At 45.8% G+C, this 17,270-nt stretch carries 16 protein-coding genes and 2 pseudogenes; 15 read left to right on the plus strand and 3 right to left on the minus strand.

Going from position 1 to position 17,270, the window contains the following annotated elements; translation table 11 throughout:
• Nucleotides 1-92 precede the first annotated feature (92 nt).
• On the plus strand, nucleotides 93-1,985 hold the full coding sequence (locus tag V7K31_RS21445) for a tetratricopeptide repeat protein (protein ID WP_335096711.1): 1,893 nt from the start codon (nucleotides 93-95) through the stop codon (nucleotides 1,983-1,985).
• Nucleotides 1,986-2,070: 85 nt separating this feature from the next.
• Here the strand turns inward: V7K31_RS21445 and V7K31_RS21450 are convergent, their stop codons facing one another.
• A complete protein-coding gene (locus V7K31_RS21450) occupies nucleotides 2,071-3,063 on the minus strand; it encodes an AraC family transcriptional regulator (protein WP_442941345.1) in 993 nt (330 codons plus the stop codon).
• 346 nt (nucleotides 3,064-3,409) lie between these two features.
• Between V7K31_RS21450 and V7K31_RS21455 the strand changes: the two genes are divergently transcribed.
• The 3 genes and pseudogenes from V7K31_RS21455 to V7K31_RS21465 form a co-directional block, all read left to right on the plus strand.
• Nucleotides 3,410-3,772, plus strand: a complete 363-nt coding sequence (locus tag V7K31_RS21455) for a cyclophilin-like fold protein (protein WP_335096712.1) — start codon at nucleotides 3,410-3,412, stop codon at nucleotides 3,770-3,772.
• 121 nt (nucleotides 3,773-3,893) lie between these two features.
• Nucleotides 3,894-4,670, plus strand: coding sequence for an SDR family oxidoreductase (locus tag V7K31_RS21460; RefSeq protein WP_335096713.1), 777 nt, complete (start codon nucleotides 3,894-3,896; stop codon nucleotides 4,668-4,670).
• A gap of 145 nt (nucleotides 4,671-4,815) precedes the next feature.
• A pseudogene (locus tag V7K31_RS21465) lies at nucleotides 4,816-5,133 on the plus strand (alcohol dehydrogenase catalytic domain-containing protein); the annotation flags it as partial.
• Here V7K31_RS21465 and V7K31_RS21470 read toward each other — a convergent pair.
• Complete coding sequence (locus V7K31_RS21470) at nucleotides 5,031-5,249, minus strand: hypothetical protein (protein ID WP_335096726.1); 219 nt, start codon at nucleotides 5,247-5,249, stop codon at nucleotides 5,031-5,033. The pseudogene V7K31_RS21465 and the gene V7K31_RS21470 overlap by 103 nt on opposite strands.
• Nucleotides 5,250-5,274: 25 nt before the next feature.
• Between V7K31_RS21470 and V7K31_RS21475 the strand changes: the two genes are divergently transcribed.
• The 5 genes from V7K31_RS21475 to V7K31_RS21495 all read left to right on the plus strand — a co-directional run bounded on the left by V7K31_RS21475 (nucleotide 5,275) and on the right by V7K31_RS21495 (nucleotide 7,762).
• Nucleotides 5,275-5,853, plus strand: coding sequence for a zinc-binding dehydrogenase (locus V7K31_RS21475; protein WP_335096723.1), 579 nt, complete (start codon nucleotides 5,275-5,277; stop codon nucleotides 5,851-5,853).
• Between the two features lie 26 nt (nucleotides 5,854-5,879).
• Complete coding sequence (locus tag V7K31_RS21480) at nucleotides 5,880-6,182, plus strand: aldo/keto reductase (protein ID WP_335096724.1); 303 nt, start codon at nucleotides 5,880-5,882, stop codon at nucleotides 6,180-6,182.
• A gap of 196 nt (nucleotides 6,183-6,378) precedes the next feature.
• Nucleotides 6,379-6,513, plus strand: coding sequence for a hypothetical protein (locus tag V7K31_RS21485; RefSeq protein ID WP_335096714.1), 135 nt, complete (start codon nucleotides 6,379-6,381; stop codon nucleotides 6,511-6,513).
• 46 nt (nucleotides 6,514-6,559) lie between these two features.
• Complete coding sequence (locus V7K31_RS21490; RefSeq protein ID WP_335096715.1) at nucleotides 6,560-7,357, plus strand: carboxymuconolactone decarboxylase family protein; 798 nt, start codon at nucleotides 6,560-6,562, stop codon at nucleotides 7,355-7,357.
• Nucleotides 7,358-7,570: 213 nt separating this feature from the next.
• Complete coding sequence (locus tag V7K31_RS21495) at nucleotides 7,571-7,762, plus strand: alcohol dehydrogenase catalytic domain-containing protein (RefSeq protein ID WP_335096725.1); 192 nt, start codon at nucleotides 7,571-7,573, stop codon at nucleotides 7,760-7,762.
• Nucleotides 7,763-8,022: 260 nt separating this feature from the next.
• On the opposite strand, the gene V7K31_RS21500 is transcribed toward V7K31_RS21495, so the two are convergent.
• Nucleotides 8,023-8,520, minus strand: coding sequence for a pentapeptide repeat-containing protein (locus V7K31_RS21500; RefSeq protein ID WP_335096716.1), 498 nt, complete (start codon nucleotides 8,518-8,520; stop codon nucleotides 8,023-8,025).
• 106 nt (nucleotides 8,521-8,626) lie between these two features.
• Between V7K31_RS21500 and V7K31_RS21505 the strand changes: the two genes are divergently transcribed.
• The 6 genes and pseudogenes from V7K31_RS21505 to V7K31_RS21530 all read left to right on the plus strand — a co-directional run.
• Nucleotides 8,627-8,773 (plus strand): hypothetical protein, encoded by a 147-nt coding sequence (locus tag V7K31_RS21505; RefSeq protein WP_335096717.1) that lies wholly within the window; start codon nucleotides 8,627-8,629, stop codon nucleotides 8,771-8,773.
• A 39-nt stretch (nucleotides 8,774-8,812) separates the two neighbouring features.
• Nucleotides 8,813-9,949 carry a glycine cleavage system aminomethyltransferase GcvT gene (gene gcvT / locus V7K31_RS21510; RefSeq protein ID WP_335096719.1) on the plus strand — a complete coding sequence of 379 codons (1,137 nt, stop codon included), beginning with the start codon at nucleotides 8,813-8,815 and terminating at the stop codon, nucleotides 9,947-9,949.
• Nucleotides 9,950-10,074: 125 nt separating this feature from the next.
• Nucleotides 10,075-10,464: a glycine cleavage system protein GcvH gene (gene gcvH, locus V7K31_RS21515; protein ID WP_334833761.1), complete on the plus strand. Its 390-nt coding sequence runs from the start codon at nucleotides 10,075-10,077 to the stop codon at nucleotides 10,462-10,464.
• 507 nt (nucleotides 10,465-10,971) lie between these two features.
• On the plus strand, nucleotides 10,972-14,010 hold the full coding sequence (gene gcvP / locus V7K31_RS21520; RefSeq protein ID WP_335096720.1) for an aminomethyl-transferring glycine dehydrogenase: 3,039 nt from the start codon (nucleotides 10,972-10,974) through the stop codon (nucleotides 14,008-14,010).
• 703 nt (nucleotides 14,011-14,713) lie between these two features.
• The gene (locus V7K31_RS21525; protein WP_335096721.1) at nucleotides 14,714-16,279 is read left to right on the plus strand and encodes an NACHT domain protein; all 1,566 of its coding nucleotides are present in this window, start codon (nucleotides 14,714-14,716) and stop codon (nucleotides 16,277-16,279) included.
• 131 nt (nucleotides 16,280-16,410) lie between these two features.
• Nucleotides 16,411-17,270, plus strand: a pseudogene (locus V7K31_RS21530) (hypothetical protein); the annotation flags it as partial.

Here is a 17,270-nt window from a genome sequence, read left to right on the forward strand (position 1 = left end):
ATGTTTCTATACAAATGGTATTTCTACCCTAAAGAGAGGTGATTTCCAAATGGAGACAAAGTACAATCAAAAGTAAACTTAACAAGCTGTTTATGCAATGGGGTAATTTTCTAGCCAAAGAAGCTGCTACTCATGGCTTATCTCTAAAGCAAACCGCAGCTTTTATAAAATATTTTAAGACTAAAAACTTAAGTAAAAATGATGCTAAACTTGCCAGCGAATTAAACGTTGACGTTGCTACTTTCAGAAAGTGGATGAGTGAGGTATATGAAAAGTTTGCCCAGAATTATGCTGAGTTAGCTATTTCCAATAGTCGGGGCAACCTAAAAAAGTTAGAAGCTTACCTGAGCGCGAAATATGATAGCGAATTAGATATCCTCAAACCATTAGCGGCGATGAAATTATTAAAATCGCTGGTGGTTCGGGAACGACTGCAAGAAGAAGCTTGGATTGCGAGAAGAATTTGTAAATTTTTGGGATATTTGCCTTTAGCGTTAGAGCTAGTAGGGCGATATCTAAATAAAATGCCAGATTTATCTCTGGAAACACTGCTGAAACGGCTAGAGAAAAAACGACTGGAACCAGAATCAGTAGTCAATGGTAACTCATTGATGGATTATGAATCTGGTCTAGCTGAAGCTTTTGAATTGAGTTGGGAACATCTGGATGAGAATGCCCAAAACTTTGGCTGTTTGCTAAGTTTGTGTGCATTAGCTGACATTCCCTTATCTGTTGAGACGATAGAAGATGACAAAAAACAACAACTTGATGAGAAAGCCATAGCCGATTTACTAGAATTGCATTTGCTAGAACCCAAAAGCAAAGAAATTTATCGTCTAAATCCACTGATTCGGCAACTTTTCCAAATTAAGTTGGATAAGTCAAGTGAGGCGGATGAAACAAAAACTAAATTTGCAGCGATGATGTTAGAGGTAGCAAAGTTAATTCCGCAACAGCCTAACCCTGAAGATATTCTCAACCTCACTCCACATATCCCGCACATTACAGAAGTTGCAATCCACCTATCCCAGTATCTAAGCGATGAAAATTTAATTACTTTATTTACCAAATTAGCCTGGTTTTATCAAGGTCAAGAACTTTATCAGCAAGCAGAATCTTGGTTGCAACAGTGTGTAGAACTGACTCAAAATCGTCTTGGTTTAGAACATTCCGATGTTGCTGCTAATCTGAACAATTTAGCAGGACTCTACGAATCTACAGGACGCTATAGCGAAGCTGAACCTTTGTATCAGCAAGCTTTAGAACTCAGAAAACGTTTGCTGGGAGACAACCATCTTGATGTTGCTACCAGTCTGAACAATTTAGCAAGAATCTACGAATCCACAGGACGCTACAGCGAAGCCGAACCCTTGCTTGAGCAAGTTTTAGAACTGAGAAAACGCTTGCTGGGAGAAGAACATATCGATGTCGCCACTAGCTTAAGCTATTTAGCATTACTTTACGAATCTACAGAACGCTATAGCAAAGCCGAACCTTTGTATCAGCAAGCTTTAGAACTGACAAAACGCCTAATGGGAGAAGAACATCCTCATGTTGCCACTACCCTGAATAATTTAGCAGTATTGTACTGTTATACAAAACGATACAGCGAAGCCGAACCCTTGTTTGAGCAAGCTTTAGAACTGAGAAAACGCCTGCTGGGAAAAGAACATATCGATGTTGGCACTAGCCTGAATAATTTAGCACAACTCTACGAATTTACAGGACGCTACAGCAAAGCCGAACCCTTGTATCAGCAAGCTTTAGAACTGAGTAAACGCCTGCTGGGACACAACCATCCCGATGTCGCCATTAGTCTGAACAATCTAGCAGCACTCTACCGGAATACAAAACGCTACAGGAAAGCCAAACCCTTGTTTGAGCAAGCTTTGAAAATTTGTGAACGGACTTTAGGTGTAAGTCATCCTACTACAATGACGGTTCGGGCAAATTATGCCAGCTTTTTAAGAGAAGCATATCACTAGCGATCGCAGGGCGGAATTCAAAATTCAAAATTCAAAATTCAAAATGAATACAGGGTAAGCGTTTTATTGATTTGGAATGGGTGGTTTATTTACGCCGTGCTGTACTAGCAGTCTCCCTAACAGCTTCTCGCAGCCGCTCCACATCGCGTATCGGTGGTGCACCAAAGAGCCGCTTGTACTCCCTGTTGAAGTGCGAGGCATCATCATAACCCACACGGTAGGCAGCACTGTTAGCGTCAAGGTTTTCCCCCAGCATCAGACGGCGAGCCTCCTGGAGCCGCAGTTGCTTTTGGAACTGCAAGGGACTCATTGCAGTGACAGACTTGAAGTGATGGTGGAAGCCCGAAACACTCATTCCCATATCTCGTGCCATGCTTTCAATCCGAAGCGGCTCCTTAAAGTCTTTATGAAGTCGCGCGACGGCAAGAGCGATGTGGTGGGTGTAGCCACTCAGAACTGCAATATGACCGAGCCGACTACCTTGCTCTCCCATCAGGAGTCGGTAAATGATTTCCCGTGTTACCAGCGGCATCAGAACCGGAGCTTCGGCGGGGGTGGAAAGAAGCCTAACGAGCCGTACTACGGCATCTAGCAAAGTCGCATCCAACGGACTCACGTCTATCGCTTTTACATTGGCACCCCTTTGTGGTGAGGGATACCCTGCCTCAACCATGACTGAACCGACAAGGGTGGGGTCAAGATCGAGGCGAAGGCTAAGGTACGGTTGCTCCTTGGACGCTTGAAGAATTTGACTCACAATCGGCATCTCGACTGTAGCAAGCAGATAATGCATAGGATCGTACTGATAGCGATCGCTGCCCAGAAGAACTTCTTTGCTGCCTTGAGCAATTACACAAAAGGCAGGGACAGAGATACCATGAACGCATTCTGCAGGCGAGGAGGAGCGGTTAAAGTGCAATCCTTTCAGTGGCTCAATTGTCCCATCATTACAGATAGCCTGTGAGATGCGCTCAGTCAGTTCGTCTCTGTTAGCTTGCGCTCTGTCTGCCTCACGTTTTGCCTGCGGGTCATTCATTAAATCCATATCGGACTTTTCAATTATTTTGACAGCATTCATTTCTAAGTTTGCAGAATTGTACAACAATCTTAGACGATCGTTATATTCCTTGCCCTTGAGAATCCTTAGAATGAAGCTAAAGCAATGAAAAGTGATTCCGGCTTCTTGTAAGCATTCTGGATTTTTATTTAAGAAAAAACTCAGTTTTGATTGGGCAAGAAACTCGCCTACTGACAACCAAAATGTCATCAAGGCTAACCTTGTTACTTAATAAAATCCATCCCTACAGATAGAGCAAGCATAAGCGCTGTCCCTGAGTTACTCAGCCTGCCGTGCCGACAACAGTATGCCTAGCAGTGCCTCGTCCAAAATGCCGACTGGAATATCAATCAAGCAGGCAAACAGTATGAAGATAAACATCAAGGTCAAAGACCAAGTTGTTACAGCCACTTTGATCGACAGCAAAACCACTCAGGATTTTGTTTCCTTGCTGCCATTAACGCTGACGATGAACGATTTGTTTGGAAGAGAAAAGTTTGCCCACCTGCCGAGAGCAATTTCGGAGGAGGGAGAGCGAACTAAAACTTATGAAGTTGGAGACGTAATTTACTGGTCTCCCGGTTCTGATCTGGCTATTTTTTATCGCCACGACGGACAGGAAATCCCCGACCCCGGCATCATCGTGATCGGCAAGATAGATGCTGGCATAGAGACATTTAATCTGCCTGACTCTGTAGAAGTGACAGTAAAGCTTCTTCAATCGCAATAAAGAGGGTGATCTGCCTGTCACCCTTCTGAGGCGATGGGTCAATGACGAGCAATATCCCAACGGATCTCCGCATCCGGTGGTTTTAAGACCTTGTTAGGTGAAAAATTGAAGGAGAAAAATAATGACAACGAACGAGAATGGAAACTACACAGGAAAAGTTGCGTTTGTGACCGGAGCAGCGAACGGCATTGGTCGAGCTACGGCGCTGGCGTTTACACGTGAAGGCGCTAATGTGGTGGTCGCTGACATTTCAGAACAGGGCAATCAAGAAACAGCCCAAATGATCGAGGAACTCGGCGGGCGGGCGATCGCCGTCAGGTGCGACGTGACGCAGACCGAGGATGTGAAGGCGGCCTTAGCCAAGACCATTGAGGCTTTTGGGCGGCTGGACTTCGCCTTCAACAACGCGGGCATTGAGCCGAGGAAGCCAGCTCCGACCGCGGAGTACGAGGAGGAGGAGTGGAACCGGATCATCGACACCAACCTCCGTAGTGTTTTCCTGTGCATGAAGCACGAGATCCCGCTGATCCTCAAGCAGGGAGGCGGTGCGATCGTCAACACGTCATCGGGCGCGGGAATCATCGGCATCAAGGGCAGCCCCGCATACACCGCCGCGAAGCACGGCGTGATCGGTCTCACCAAGTCGGCGGCCCTCGACTACGCCGCGCAGAACATCCGCGTCAACGCCGTCTGTCCTGGCTACATCAACACCCCGATGATGGATCGGTTCACCGGCGGCACGGCTGAAGGGCGCGCGAAGGTGATTGCCGAGGAGCCGATCGGACGGATGGGCAAGCCCGAGGAGATCGCTGCGGCCGTGGTCTGGCTCTGCTCGGACGCGGCTGGCTTCGTCGTTGGGCACGCTATGGTCATCGACGGCGGTCAAACGGTGCAGTGATGTTCGGGGCGATCGCCTTCGCCATGAGCCAGTCGGAAGATGTGGATATGAACGAGATTCTGTTTCGACCGACGCGCCAAGTGCTCTAAATACTCGTAATTGACCAACAAAGACAAGCATTAGTTTTTCACAAGGAAATTGTTCGATGAAAGCAACTGTTTACTATGCCCCTGGTGATGTTCGGGTTGAGACCGTTCCCGATCCGATAATTCAACAGCCCACAGATGCCATTGTCCGGATTACTCACGCCTGTATCTGCGGATCTGACCTCTGGTTTTATCGGGGTGAAGAAGAGTGGCAACCGGGTTGGCGAACGGGACATGAATGGATGGGAATTGTGGAAGAGGTTGGCTCTGAGGTTCACACTCTGAAGAAGGGCGATCGCGTCCTCGCTCCCTTTGCGTTTTCAGATGGCACCTGTGAGTTCTGCAATAAAGGAATCCAGACCTCTTGCGGACAAGGTGGTTTTTGGGGAAGCAAGAACGATGGTGGACAAGCCCAAGCCATCCGTGCGCCGTTTGCCGATGGCACATTAGTCGTCATTCCCAAGGACGTTGAGAATGATGATCGGCTGCTCACCGCCATCCTGCCGCTCACCGATGTGATGTCAACCGGACATCATGCTGCCGTTTCAGCAGGTGTCCGCACAGGCAGCACGGTTGCAGTAGTTGGTGATGGTGCAGTGGGTTTGTGTGGAGTGCTTGCCGCCAAACGACTCGGCGCTGAACGCATCATTATTCTGGGGCGGCACAAATCACGGTTGGAGATTGCGAGACGTTTTGGTGCAACGGATGTTGTCAGCAGCCGAGGAGAGGAAGCGATCGCGGCTGTGAAAGAAATGATCCAAGGCGGTGCGGAGTCGGTACTGGAGTGTGTGGGCAGTGAGTCTGCAATGGCAACGGCAATCGGCATTGCGCGTCCCGGTGGAGCGATCGGGTATGTCGGCGTGCCGCACGGCAGCAGCCATAATTTCAATTTGGGCCGTTTATTTAGGAATAACATCACGTTGCGAGGCGGTGTTGCACCCGCTCGTGCTTACATTCCAGAATTGCTAACCGATACTGTGGCAGGCAAACTCGATGCCTCTGCTGTTCTTGATTTAACCGTCGATCTCGATAGTGTCCCCAGAGGGTATGCCGCAATGGATAGTCGGGAAGCGATCAAAGTGATGGTACGACTTTAGGCTCGGAGTCCGACTTCCGCAACACCATCCCTCGCTTCACGCCCGAGGCGCGGAAGGCGAACCAAGCGCTGGTCGATCTGCTCGGCAGCATCGCCGAACGGAAGAATTCGACACAGGCTCAGATTGCGATCGCCTGGTTGCTGGCTCAGAAGCCCTGGATTGTTCCCATTCCAGGCACCACGAAGCTGCATCGCTTGGACGAAAACATCAAGGCAGTCTCAGTCGAACTCACGCCCGCCGATCTACATGACATCGATGACGCTGCCTCCCAGATTACAGTGCAAGGGGCTAGATATCCTGAAAAGCTGGAGCAAATGACTGGTCGTTGAGCGGCAAAAAATGTCTTCTCTCGTTTACATTTCGGTCATCGTACCAGACTACCCACACGAGACAAACGACTGCTACGGCAAGCCCGTGGATTGGATGGAACAGGTCAACGATGAGCAATACCAATCCTGACCGTAGAGCAAGACAATTCCGACCTTTAACTCAAACACAGGAGTCAAACAATGCAGAAGCGCAAACTTGGAAACATTTACCAATGAAGAATTGGTGGGTGAAGCGATCGCACCGTACCGCGATATCGATGAGGCATTGACCCAAATTAAAGTGGAAGGCGATCGCTATCCAGAAGAGTTGGAAAAGAGAACGGGACTTTAGAAGGAGTCACTCGCCTTAAAATTACGATTAGAAGAGGAAAAATCGGATGACAAATGAATCCCAGACAAACACAGCTGACCGCCCGTTGAGGATTACTGAAACAGCACACCAGAATCACGAAGAACTGTTTTCCAACCACAAATCAACGCTGAAAATAAGCGATCCCGAGTTGATCGAACTCTTTGATAACTTCGCCTTCGACGAGGTACTTGCTCATAGCAAGATGGATACAAAGACAAGAGTCATGCTCATTCTGGCATCTATCATTGGCAGTCAAGCTTTGAGCGAATTCAAAGTAATGGTGGGCGCTGCGCTCAATGTCGGAGTAACGCCCGTTGAAATCAAAGAGATCGTGTATCAGGCGGTGGCATACGTGGGTATGGCAAAAGCATTTGACTTTATCCATGCCACTAATGAAGTGCTGTCTAGTAGGGGCATTCAATTACCTTTGGACGGGCAATCGACCACCAGTCCGGAAACACGCTACGATCAGGGGTTAGGAGTACAGAAAGCCATATTCGGTGAGACGATCGATCAAATGTATGAGCGATCGCCCAAAGACCAACTGCACATTCAAAGGTTTCTTTCCGCCAACTGCTTTGGTGACTATTACACCCGAAACGGTCTCGACATAAAAATTAGGGAGCTAGCAACACTTTCAATCCTCATCGCCTTGGGTGGGGTTGAATCGCAGATCAAAGGACACATTCAAGGCAATCTTAATGTTGGAAACGACAGGGAAACACTACTATGTTTGATTACACAATTGTTGCCCTGGGTTGGATATCCCCGAACACTGAACGCTTTGAAATGCTTGAACGAAGTGACGCATGAGGGACAGTAATTAATGGCGTTCGATTTGCTACGCATGGTGACGAATGCTGGAAGAACGGAAGAAATTGAAATCTGCAAATGGTGAAAACTTTGGGTGAGGTAAAACTTAATACCTAAAATCACTGCTTTCCCGGTTGAAAGAGCGAATAGGCGAAGCCCTTGCTGCCTTCGGTGGGCAAGTGGCGATCGCCACCACTGAGTCCTAATATAGCCCAGAGATGCCATTGTCCGGATTACTCACGCCTACATCTGCGGATTTGACCTCTGGTTCTATCGGGGTGAGGAAGAGTGGCAACCTGGTTGGCGAGCGGGACATGAATGGATGGGAATTATGCAAGAGGTTGGCTCTGAGGTTCACACTCTAAAGAAAGGCGATCGCCTCCTCGCCCCCTTTGCGTTTTCAGATGGCTGTTAGCTCCCCCTGGCTTAGTACAGTTTTTTATTATGCTTCAGAATTTAAACACTCTCTCATGATTTGATGCAGAGGTTTATGGTGCGATTGGCACGAAAACACGAAATTGCGTTAACTCTTGCTCGATTTATAGTTCAAAATTTTTCCCAAATTATGATTCAAAGCACACTCGCGGACTTCTTCGCGCTACACTAACGTAATTAGTAATTTAATTAGTTAAAAAAATATCCCCCTCTCCACCAGCGAAGAAGAGGGGTTGCATTCTACTTACATCCTAAAGACTTGCGAGTATCCACACCAGTTTTAGAATTCACACCACTTGCTTTAACACAAAGTTTTTTCACTTGTATCCCATCTAAAATCGCATTCGTAAAATCAGTACCTGTGATATCCACGCCATCAAAAGTAGAACGCAGCATCATTGCATCGGTCAATACAGCATCACTTAAATCAGCATTCTTAAACCTTGTTAAATAGGCTATGCCTTCACTAAAATCAGCACCATGCAGATTTACTCCCTCCAATACGCTACCGTTAAACACGCCACCACGTAAATTAGTATTGCTAAAATTAGCATTCTCTAATTTGAGATTGGTAAACTCAGTGCCAATTAAACTTTGACCAGAGTAATCCTTGCCCTTGAGTTCATCATTCCCCACAGAACGGGTAATACTCGAAGAACTAGCAGCTTGCGCCGATAGGGGAAACAAAAAAAGAACCATAGCTAAGACAAAGCTAGCTAACTGTCGCCAATATTTCATAATCTCTTCTTAATAAATCTCAACACTTCCACCATTAACTATTAAAGCTCACAGAAGGAGACAAGGGAGTGGGGAGCGAGGAGTGGGGGATAAGGAAGAATAACTAATGCCCAATGCCCCATGCCCAATGCCCCATGCCCAATGCCCCATGCCCAATGCCCCATGCCCAATGCCCCATGCCCAATGCCCCATGCCCAATGCCCAATGCCCAAATTTAATACACAAGACTGTAAAAGCGGAAAGCATCTCGTAGGATGATAGATGTTGAGGTGCGATCGCAAAATAATTACCTGTGGCTAATCAAGAAGACAACGCCCAATCTTTGGTGCGAACCCCTTTATATCAACTGGGTGTAGAACTCAAAGCCCGCTTTACCAGCTTTGGCGGCTGGGAAATGCCCGTGCAATTTAGTGGGATTAGCCGCGAACACGAGGCTGTAAGAAATACAGCCGGAATGTTTGATATTTCCCACATGGGCAAATTTACCCTCCAAGGTAAAAATCTCATTTCCCAACTCCAGCTTTTAGTGCCTTCAGACTTGAGTCGTTTGCAACCCGCTCAAGCACAATACACCTTATTGTTAAATCCCCAAGCCGGAATTATTGACGACATCATTGTTTATTATCAAGGTGAAGACGCCACTGGGACACAGAGAGTATTTATCATAGTCAATGCGGCAACCTCCAGCAAAGATAAAGCATGGCTATTGCAACATCTTGACCTAGATAAAGTGCAATTCCAAGATGTTTCACCAGATAAAGTCTTAATTGCCGTGCAAGGTCCAAAAGCGATTAAATATCTCCAGCCTTTAGTGCAACAAGACTTACAACCAATCAAAGCCTTTGGACATTTAGAAGCAACGCTGCTAGGTAAACCTGCCTTCCTAGCCCGCACAGGTTACACCGGAGAAGATGGCTTTGAGGTGATGGTAGATCCAGATGTGGGGATAGAATTGTGGCAAACTCTCCATAATGCTGGCGTTATCCCCTGTGGACTCGGTGCCAGAGATACCTTGCGGCTAGAAGCGGCAATGGGACTTTACGGACAAGATATCGATGACACCACCACACCTTTAGAAGCAGGTTTGGGGTGGTTAATTCACTTAGATACCAAAGGCGATTTTATTGGTCGGGAAGTTTTAGCACAACAAAAAGCCGTTGGAGTGCAGCGCCGATTGGTAGGTTTGCAAACCCAAGGACGCAACATTGCCCGTCACGGCTATCAAGTGTTATCCGCAGGTAAAATTGTCGGAGAAGTTACCAGTGGCACTCTGTCGCCCACACTTGGTTATCCCATTGCCTTAGCCTACGTTCCCACCCAGCTAGCAACTGTCACTCAGCAGCTAGAAGTTGAAATTCGCGGCAAAGCTTATCCCGCAGTTGTAGTTAAACGTCCCTTTTATCGGTCAAAAAATCGTGTCGCCAACTGATAAGCGCCGAGGTTTTTGAGGAATAATGTGTTGTAAGTTACTCAATCTCCAGTCAGGTTCATTACCAGATATGGGTTGGATGACTGTTGGGGTAATAATTTTTTTGATAAGGGAGAGGAAGTGATATGTCTTTTGAATATCCTCAAGATTTTAGATACCTGGATTCTCATGAATACGTGCGACTAGATGGCGAAATTGCCACCATTGGCATTACAGAGTTTGCCGTACATGAATTGGGTGATATCGTCTTTTTGGAACTGCCAGAAATTGGCGACGCTCTTACTAGGGGAGAAAACTTTGGCACAATTGAATCAGTGAAAGCCGTTGAAGAACTGAATTCACCTGTGACAGGCACAGTTATAGAACGCAATGAAGCCTTAATTAATTCTCCCGAAGAAGTGTCAGAAGACCCCTATGGTGAAGGGTGGTTTTTGAAAGTGCGCGTCAATGACGTTGGCGAAGTTGAGGACGCTTTGACAGCAGATGAATATCGCGCCCAGGTAGAAGGGGAGTAGGGAGTGGGGAAGGTGGGGTCCCCTCTGGGGATAAGGGGTAATGGGGAGTGGGGAATGAGGGGGACAAGGTAAAATTTTCTCGCTTATCTCCCCCATCTCCCACTCCACCCGAAGATACAGCAGTTTTTATGTATTTGAACCACATCTGTCGTCAGGGCACAACAATGCTCATAGGTGTCAACTTAACGTAAAAACCAGTCTAGACAAAGCTTTGATAGATTCCCTCATTCCCAGTCTCCGACTGGGATGCCGTTCTAGAGGCTCCGCCTCCCTTGCTGGCGGCAGAGCCGCAATTGAGCTGCATTTCCAGCCTTCTTGCTGGAAACGAGATTTGAAAAGACTTTTAGCTTAAGTTGACACCAATGAGCAATGCTGTACCCCTACCGCCTGGTCTATTTACTTGACAATAGCTGTAAGTCATGAAATTTAGGTGAACTGAAAAGTTACATCTAAATTTCATGAGTATTTATTGCAAAATATGAAATAGTACCATCTGGAGAGTAATTTGTGGTATTGAACGCTCCCATTCTCAAGTCTAATGAGCAGCAAGTGCTGGACGAAAAAAGTCAAAAGTTAAGTAGTTTTGCGCCAAGACACATTGGGCCTAACTCCGATGACATCCAGCAAATGCTTAAATTTTTGGGGTTTCCCAGCCTGGATGCCCTAATTGACCAAACAGTTCCACATCCAATTAGGCTGAAGCAGCCCCTAAAGTTACCAGAAGCAGAAAGTGAGTATGCAGCACTGGTATCGTTAAAAAAAGTTGCTGCCAAAAATCAGGTTTTCCGCTCATACATTGGTATGGGATATTACGACACTATTACCCCACCTGTAATTGGGCGCAACATCCTAGAAAACCCCGGTTGGTATACTGCCTATACTCCTTATCAGCCAGAGATTGCCCAAGGGCGGCTAGAAGCGCTGCTAAATTTTCAAACCCTGATTATCGATTTAACCGGTTTGGAAATCGCCAATGCTTCCTTACTCGATGAAGCCACAGCAGCAGCTGAAGCGATGAGCCTAAGCTATGGTGTTTGTAAAAATCAGGCAAATGCCTATTTCGTCTCTGGTGATTGCCATCCCCAAACTATCGACGTGTTGCAAACACGGGCTAAACCATTAGGCATTAAGATTATTGTCGGCGATCATCAAACATTTGATTTTGATCAAGCAATTTTTGGGGCTGTTCTACAATATCCTGCAAGTGATGGTATCATTTACGACTACCGCGCTTTTATAGAAAAAGCCCATGCTAAGGGTGCATTGGTGACGGTAGCAGCAGATCCTTTAAGTTTAACTTTGCTCACTCCTCCTGGGGAATTTGGCGCTGATATTGCTGTAGGTAGCACCCAACGCTTCGGTATTCCCTTGGGGTTTGGGGGACCTCATGCGGCATACTTTGCTACGAAGGAAGAGTATAAGCGGCTGGTTCCAGGGCGAATTGTCGGAGTATCAAAAGATGCTCAAGGTAAGCCTGCATTACGTCTTGCCTTGCAAACCCGGGAACAGCACATCCGCCGCGAAAAAGCTACTAGTAATATCTGTACTGCACAGGTGCTACTGGCAGTAATGGCGAGTATGTACGCGGTGTATCATGGACCTGCTGGACTGAAGCAAATTGCTGAAAACATCCACTCCTTGACGGTGTTGCTAGCAGCAGGACTGAAGCGTTTAGGTTACAAAGTCGTTTCAGAATCTTACTTTGATACGCTGCGAGTAGAACTGGGAAAACGCAATTTCAAAGATATTCTGGCAGCTAGCGAACAACTTCAAATTAATCTGCGGGTTTTTGATGCAACTGCTGTTGGTATTTCGCTGGATGAAACAACTACACCAGAAGACTTAATCGACCTCTGGCAGATTTTTGCTGGTACAGATGATTTACCTTTTACTTTAGAAGAATTAACTTCTCCCTGTCTTCCCCATCTCCCCCTCTCCCGCACAAGTACATATCTCACTCACCCTGTCTTTAACCGCTATCACTCAGAAACTGAGTTGTTGCGCTATCTGCACAAGCTGGAAAGCAAGGACTTATCGCTAACTACATCGATGATTCCTTTGGGGTCATGCACAATGAAGTTGAATGCTACTGCTGAGATGATTCCGGTAAGTTGGGAGGAATTTGGCAAGATTCATCCATTTGCACCTTTGTCCCAAAGCCAAGGTTATCAAATCCTGTTTAGGCAACTTGAGGCATGGTTAGCTGAAATTACTGGGTTTGCGGGAATTTCTCTACAACCAAATGCTGGTTCTCAAGGGGAGTATACAGGACTTTTGGTGATTCGTCAATATCACGAAAATCGTGGTGAAGCACACCGCAATGTTTGTTTGATTCCCACTTCTGCACACGGGACAAACCCAGCAAGTGCGGTGATGTGCGGGATGAAGGTGGTGGCAATTGCCTGTGATTCACAAGGTAATATTGACGTTGATGACCTGAAGAGTAAGGCAGAAAAACACAGTAATGAACTCGCTGCCTTAATGGTGACATATCCCTCAACTCACGGAGTTTTTGAGGAGCCAATTCAGGAAATCTGCGCTGTTGTCCATAGTCACGGTGGACAAGTTTACATGGATGGGGCAAATATGAACGCCCAAGTGGGAATTTGCCGTCCTGGGGATATTGGCGCGGATGTCTGCCATTTAAACTTGCATAAAACCTTCTGTATTCCTCATGGTGGCGGTGGTCCTGGTATGGGACCCATTGGCGTCGCCTCTCATTTGGTGCCATTTTTGCCTGGACACCCTGTTGTGGGGAGTGGGGAGTGGGGAGAGACGCGATTAATCGCGGGAGGAGAGACGCGATTAATCGCTGGAGGAGAGACGCGATTAATCGCGGGGGGAGAGACGCGATTAATCGCGTCTGTACAAGATAGTGGGGAAGAAATCTCTAATTCCCAACGTATTGGTGCGGTGGCAGCTGCGCCTTGGGGTAGTGCTAGTATTTTGGTAATTTCTTGGATGTACATCGCCATGATGGGTGGAGCTGGTTTAACCCAAGCAACTAAGGTGGCGATTCTCAACGCTAACTACATGGCTAAGAAACTGGAATCGTACTATCCGGTTTTGTATCAGGGAAAAAATGGTCTAGTTGCCCATGAGTGTATTTTAGATTTACGATCGCTCAAAAAATCGGCTGCGATCGAAATCGATGATGTTGCCAAGCGTCTGATGGATTATGGTTTCCATGCGCCGACTGTCTCTTGGCCTGTAGGGGGTACAATCATGGTGGAACCTACAGAAAGTGAATCTAAGCAAGAGTTGGATCGTTTCTGTAATGCGTTGATTTCTATTCGCCAAGAAATCGCGGAAATAGAATCAGGTAAGGTGGATGTCCAAGATAATGTTTTGAAGAATGCACCCCACACTGCCGAAAGTCTCATCACTGGAGAATGGCAGCATCCTTATTCTCGTGAACAAGCCGCTTATCCTGCGCCTTGGACTCGTGAGTATAAATTTTGGCCGGCTGTTGGTCGCATTGATGCAGCTTTTGGGGATAGAAATTTTGTTTGTTCTTGTCTGCCAATGGATGCTTATTCGTCATAAAACCATACAGTTTAGTTAAAACTTGCTCCCCCCAACTCTCGTTTCCAGAAAGTTGGGGGGATTTTTTTAGAATAAATTCTCTCTCTGGGTCTGGGCGTCTCTGTGTGAGATAAAAAATATTTATAGTTGAGCCTCAGAAGGTCAACGTTGAGCATCAGAAGGTCAACGTCGAGCCTCAGAAGGTCAAAGTTGAGCCTCGGAAGGTCAAAATTCAGCCTCAGAAGGTTAAAGTTGAGCCTCGGAAGGTCAATGTTGAGCCTCAGAAGGTCAAAATTCAGCCTCAGAAGGTCAAAGTTGAGGTTTGGAAATCGAAACGGCTAGGTAATGTCTACTAAGAGGATGTTTTAAAAGTCCTAAAGTATACCAAAAACCCCGCTTCCAAACCTCTCCCCGAAGCGGAGAGAGGCTTTGAAACCCCCATTCCCATGTAGGGAAGGGGGCTAGGGGGGTTAGGTTCCTGATACTTTGATGTTACCAAAAATACTTGTTAAAACATCCTCTAAGGGCTACACCTACGCGCTTTGGCAATAAGTGTGAGAATCGAACCGCAGAGGCGCAGAGGGCGCAGAGGAAGAGTTTAAGAGGGTGCGTTAGCGCAGCTTACCAAAGGTATCGCTATTATATGTATACGTATTTGCTTAATTTTGGCATCAGTTGTTAGGATATATTATAGGTGTAAAAATTATCTCTAGTGCTAGCAAAAATGAATATTGACCTTGTAGTTAATGCACTTAAGAGTATTGCTAAACCTGCGATTTCTGTAGTTATCAATCAAGCTCAACGCAATGAAACTGTAGTCAGAATCTTAAAAGATTTCAAGTTTGACCCGGTACAACCACCTAAAGATGTTGATGGTGTTTATGTTTACTCTTTAATTGAGTATGGTGTGGGTAAGCCGGAAGCAATTCTGAATCTTTTTCGAGAAAGAGAAATTAAAAGTGCTTTTTGGAGTGCTTATACTTCTAATAATCCTTTGGGTTTCTACAAGGAAGTAGAAGAGTTTTTGCAGGGTAAGGATTTAGCTTATGATATCCGATTGTTGAGAATTGAAGTGCGATCGCAGTTGGAGGAATTTGGGGAAATATTTATTCAGGTTGCCAAAACAAGTAAATCAAAAGAGTTTGAGCCTTTCCCTGATTGGAATTTAGACGAGTATCCAGCAGAATTTAAGTCGTTAATTAGAGAAAAAATTCGCTCGTTTTGCGGTCGTAAGTTCGTTTTTGAGACATTTAACCAATTTATCAACAAAAATCGCAGTGGTTATTTTACACTAATAGGTGATGCAGGGATGGGGAAGAGTACCATCGCTGCTAAATATATTTGGGATAATAAATCACCATGCTATTTTAATATTCGCTCAGACGGTCGCAATCGAGCGGAGCTATTTCTTGATAGTATTCGCAAACAATTAATTAAGCGTTACCAGTTGCAGAATGCTGAAAAGGCTAATTTAGCGGATTTACTAGAACAGGTTAGCAAAAAACCGACTGCTGGCGGGCATCTGGTAATTGTAGTTGATGCTTTGGATGAAGTGGAACAAGAAGCAGGGGGAAATCTTTTAGATTTACCGCCGTCGCTTCCTGAAGGTGTTTATTTTTTGCTGACTAGACGACCCTATACTAAAGAGAAAAAACGCTTGTCTGCACCAGATGTCCCGGTAGAGGAGCTAGATTTAAGGGGAAGTCAGTATGTTAGTTTGAGTCGTGAAGATATCAAGGAATATATTCGGTTCTTTTTGAATGTCGATAAAGACTATAAGAATCCATTTAGACAATGGATTCAAGACCGCAATATTTCTGATAACGATTTTGTTGAGCAGGTAGCAACTAAGAGTGAAAATAATTTTATGTACCTGCGCTATGTTTTGCCAGGAATTGCTAATGGTGACTATAAAGACTTGAGTTTAAAGCAATTACCCGATGGGTTGCAAGAATATTATCAAGTCCACTGGCAACGCATGGGGATGGATGAAAAACCTCAAGAAGTAAAGGTATTTATCCTGTTTATTTTAGTTGAGATTGGTACGCCAATTCCCTCTGAGATGATAGCGGCTATTGCCGAACAGGATAATTATGATGTGCAAGTAGTTTTAGACGAGTGGGTTGAGTATTTGAAGTCGCAGAATTTAGAAGGAGAAAACTGCTACAGCATCTATCACGCTAGTTTTTTAGACTTCTTGAAAGCAAAACGGGTTTTAGATTCCAAACGCAAGCTATTTCAAGAGGTTAATCAACGCATTGCCGATTACCTTGTAAGGAAGATGGCGTGAAATGGGAAAATTTTCGTCAACATCACTTGTAGGTTGGGTTGAGGAACGAAACCCAACACAACTCTACCCACAAACAATAGTTGGGTTTCACATTCGTTCAACCCAACCTACTAAATTACCTAGATTTACAAGTGGGATGGCGTGAAATGGGAGAATTTGCAGACAAGTTTGTGGCAAAAAGTCCCGCTTTTCAACGTGCTTACTTGGGTAGTTTAACCTCAAGCTTGATAAAGTCGGGAAATTTAGAGAAGTATTATCAAACCCTGACTGATTTTGATTTCATCACTGCCAAGATTAACCATCCTGAGTTTGGGGTACAGCCGCTAATTGAAGATTATGATTTGATTGATCATAGGGAGATGTCTAATAACTCAGAATACAATTTTAAAAAAGGCACAAGTCTGAAATTGATTCAAGGTGCATTGAGACTGTCAGCCCATATATTACCAATGGATAAGGGGCAATTAGCGAGTCAATTGCATGGACGGTTACTAAATCAGAAAATGCTAGAGGAAATTCAGGCATTATTGGCAAAAATAAATCAAAAGACAACTATCCCTTGGCTGTGTCCCTTGACCCCAAGCTTAACGCCACCAGGAGGACGCTTACTCCGCACCCTCAAGGGTCATAGTGACTCGGTAAATGCCGTCGCCATCACCCCCAATGGGCAACAGGTGATTTCTGCATCATTTGACAAGACCCTGAAAGTCTGGAATCTGGCAACAGGGGAGGAACTATTCACCCTCAAGGGTCATAGTGACTCGGTAAATGCCGTCGCCATCACCCCCAATGGGCAACAGGTGATTTCTGCATCATTTGACAAGACCCTGAAAGTCTGGAATCTGGCAACAGGGGAGGAACTATTCACCCTCAAGGGTCATAGTGACTCGGTAAATGCCGTCGCCATCACCCCCAATGGGCAACAGGTGATTTCTGCATCATTTGACAAGACCCTGAAAGTCTGGAATCTGGCAACAGGGGAGGAACTATT

Origin of the sequence: Nostoc sp. (genome assembly GCF_036917675.1) — a bacterium.
Taxonomy (GTDB): Bacteria; Cyanobacteriota; Cyanobacteriia; order Cyanobacteriales; family Nostocaceae; genus Nostoc.

Coding starts and splice junctions, on each gene's coding strand:
- V7K31_RS21445 (WP_335096711.1), top strand. CDS start 93: ATGCAATGGGGTAATTTTCTAGCCAAAGAAGCTGCTACTCATGGCTTA.
- V7K31_RS21450 (WP_442941345.1), bottom strand. CDS start 3,063: ATGAATGCTGTCAAAATAATTGAAAAGTCCGATATGGATTTAATGAAT.
- V7K31_RS21455 (WP_335096712.1), top strand. CDS start 3,410: ATGAAGATAAACATCAAGGTCAAAGACCAAGTTGTTACAGCCACTTTG.
- V7K31_RS21460 (WP_335096713.1), top strand. CDS start 3,894: ATGACAACGAACGAGAATGGAAACTACACAGGAAAAGTTGCGTTTGTG.
- V7K31_RS21475 (WP_335096723.1), top strand. CDS start 5,275: ATGTCAACCGGACATCATGCTGCCGTTTCAGCAGGTGTCCGCACAGGC.
- V7K31_RS21490 (WP_335096715.1), top strand. CDS start 6,560: ATGACAAATGAATCCCAGACAAACACAGCTGACCGCCCGTTGAGGATT.
- V7K31_RS21500 (WP_335096716.1), bottom strand. CDS start 8,520: ATGAAATATTGGCGACAGTTAGCTAGCTTTGTCTTAGCTATGGTTCTT.
- V7K31_RS21505 (WP_335096717.1), top strand. CDS start 8,627: ATGCCCAATGCCCCATGCCCAATGCCCCATGCCCAATGCCCCATGCCC.
- gcvH (WP_334833761.1), top strand. CDS start 10,075: ATGTCTTTTGAATATCCTCAAGATTTTAGATACCTGGATTCTCATGAA.
- V7K31_RS21525 (WP_335096721.1), top strand. CDS start 14,714: ATGAATATTGACCTTGTAGTTAATGCACTTAAGAGTATTGCTAAACCT.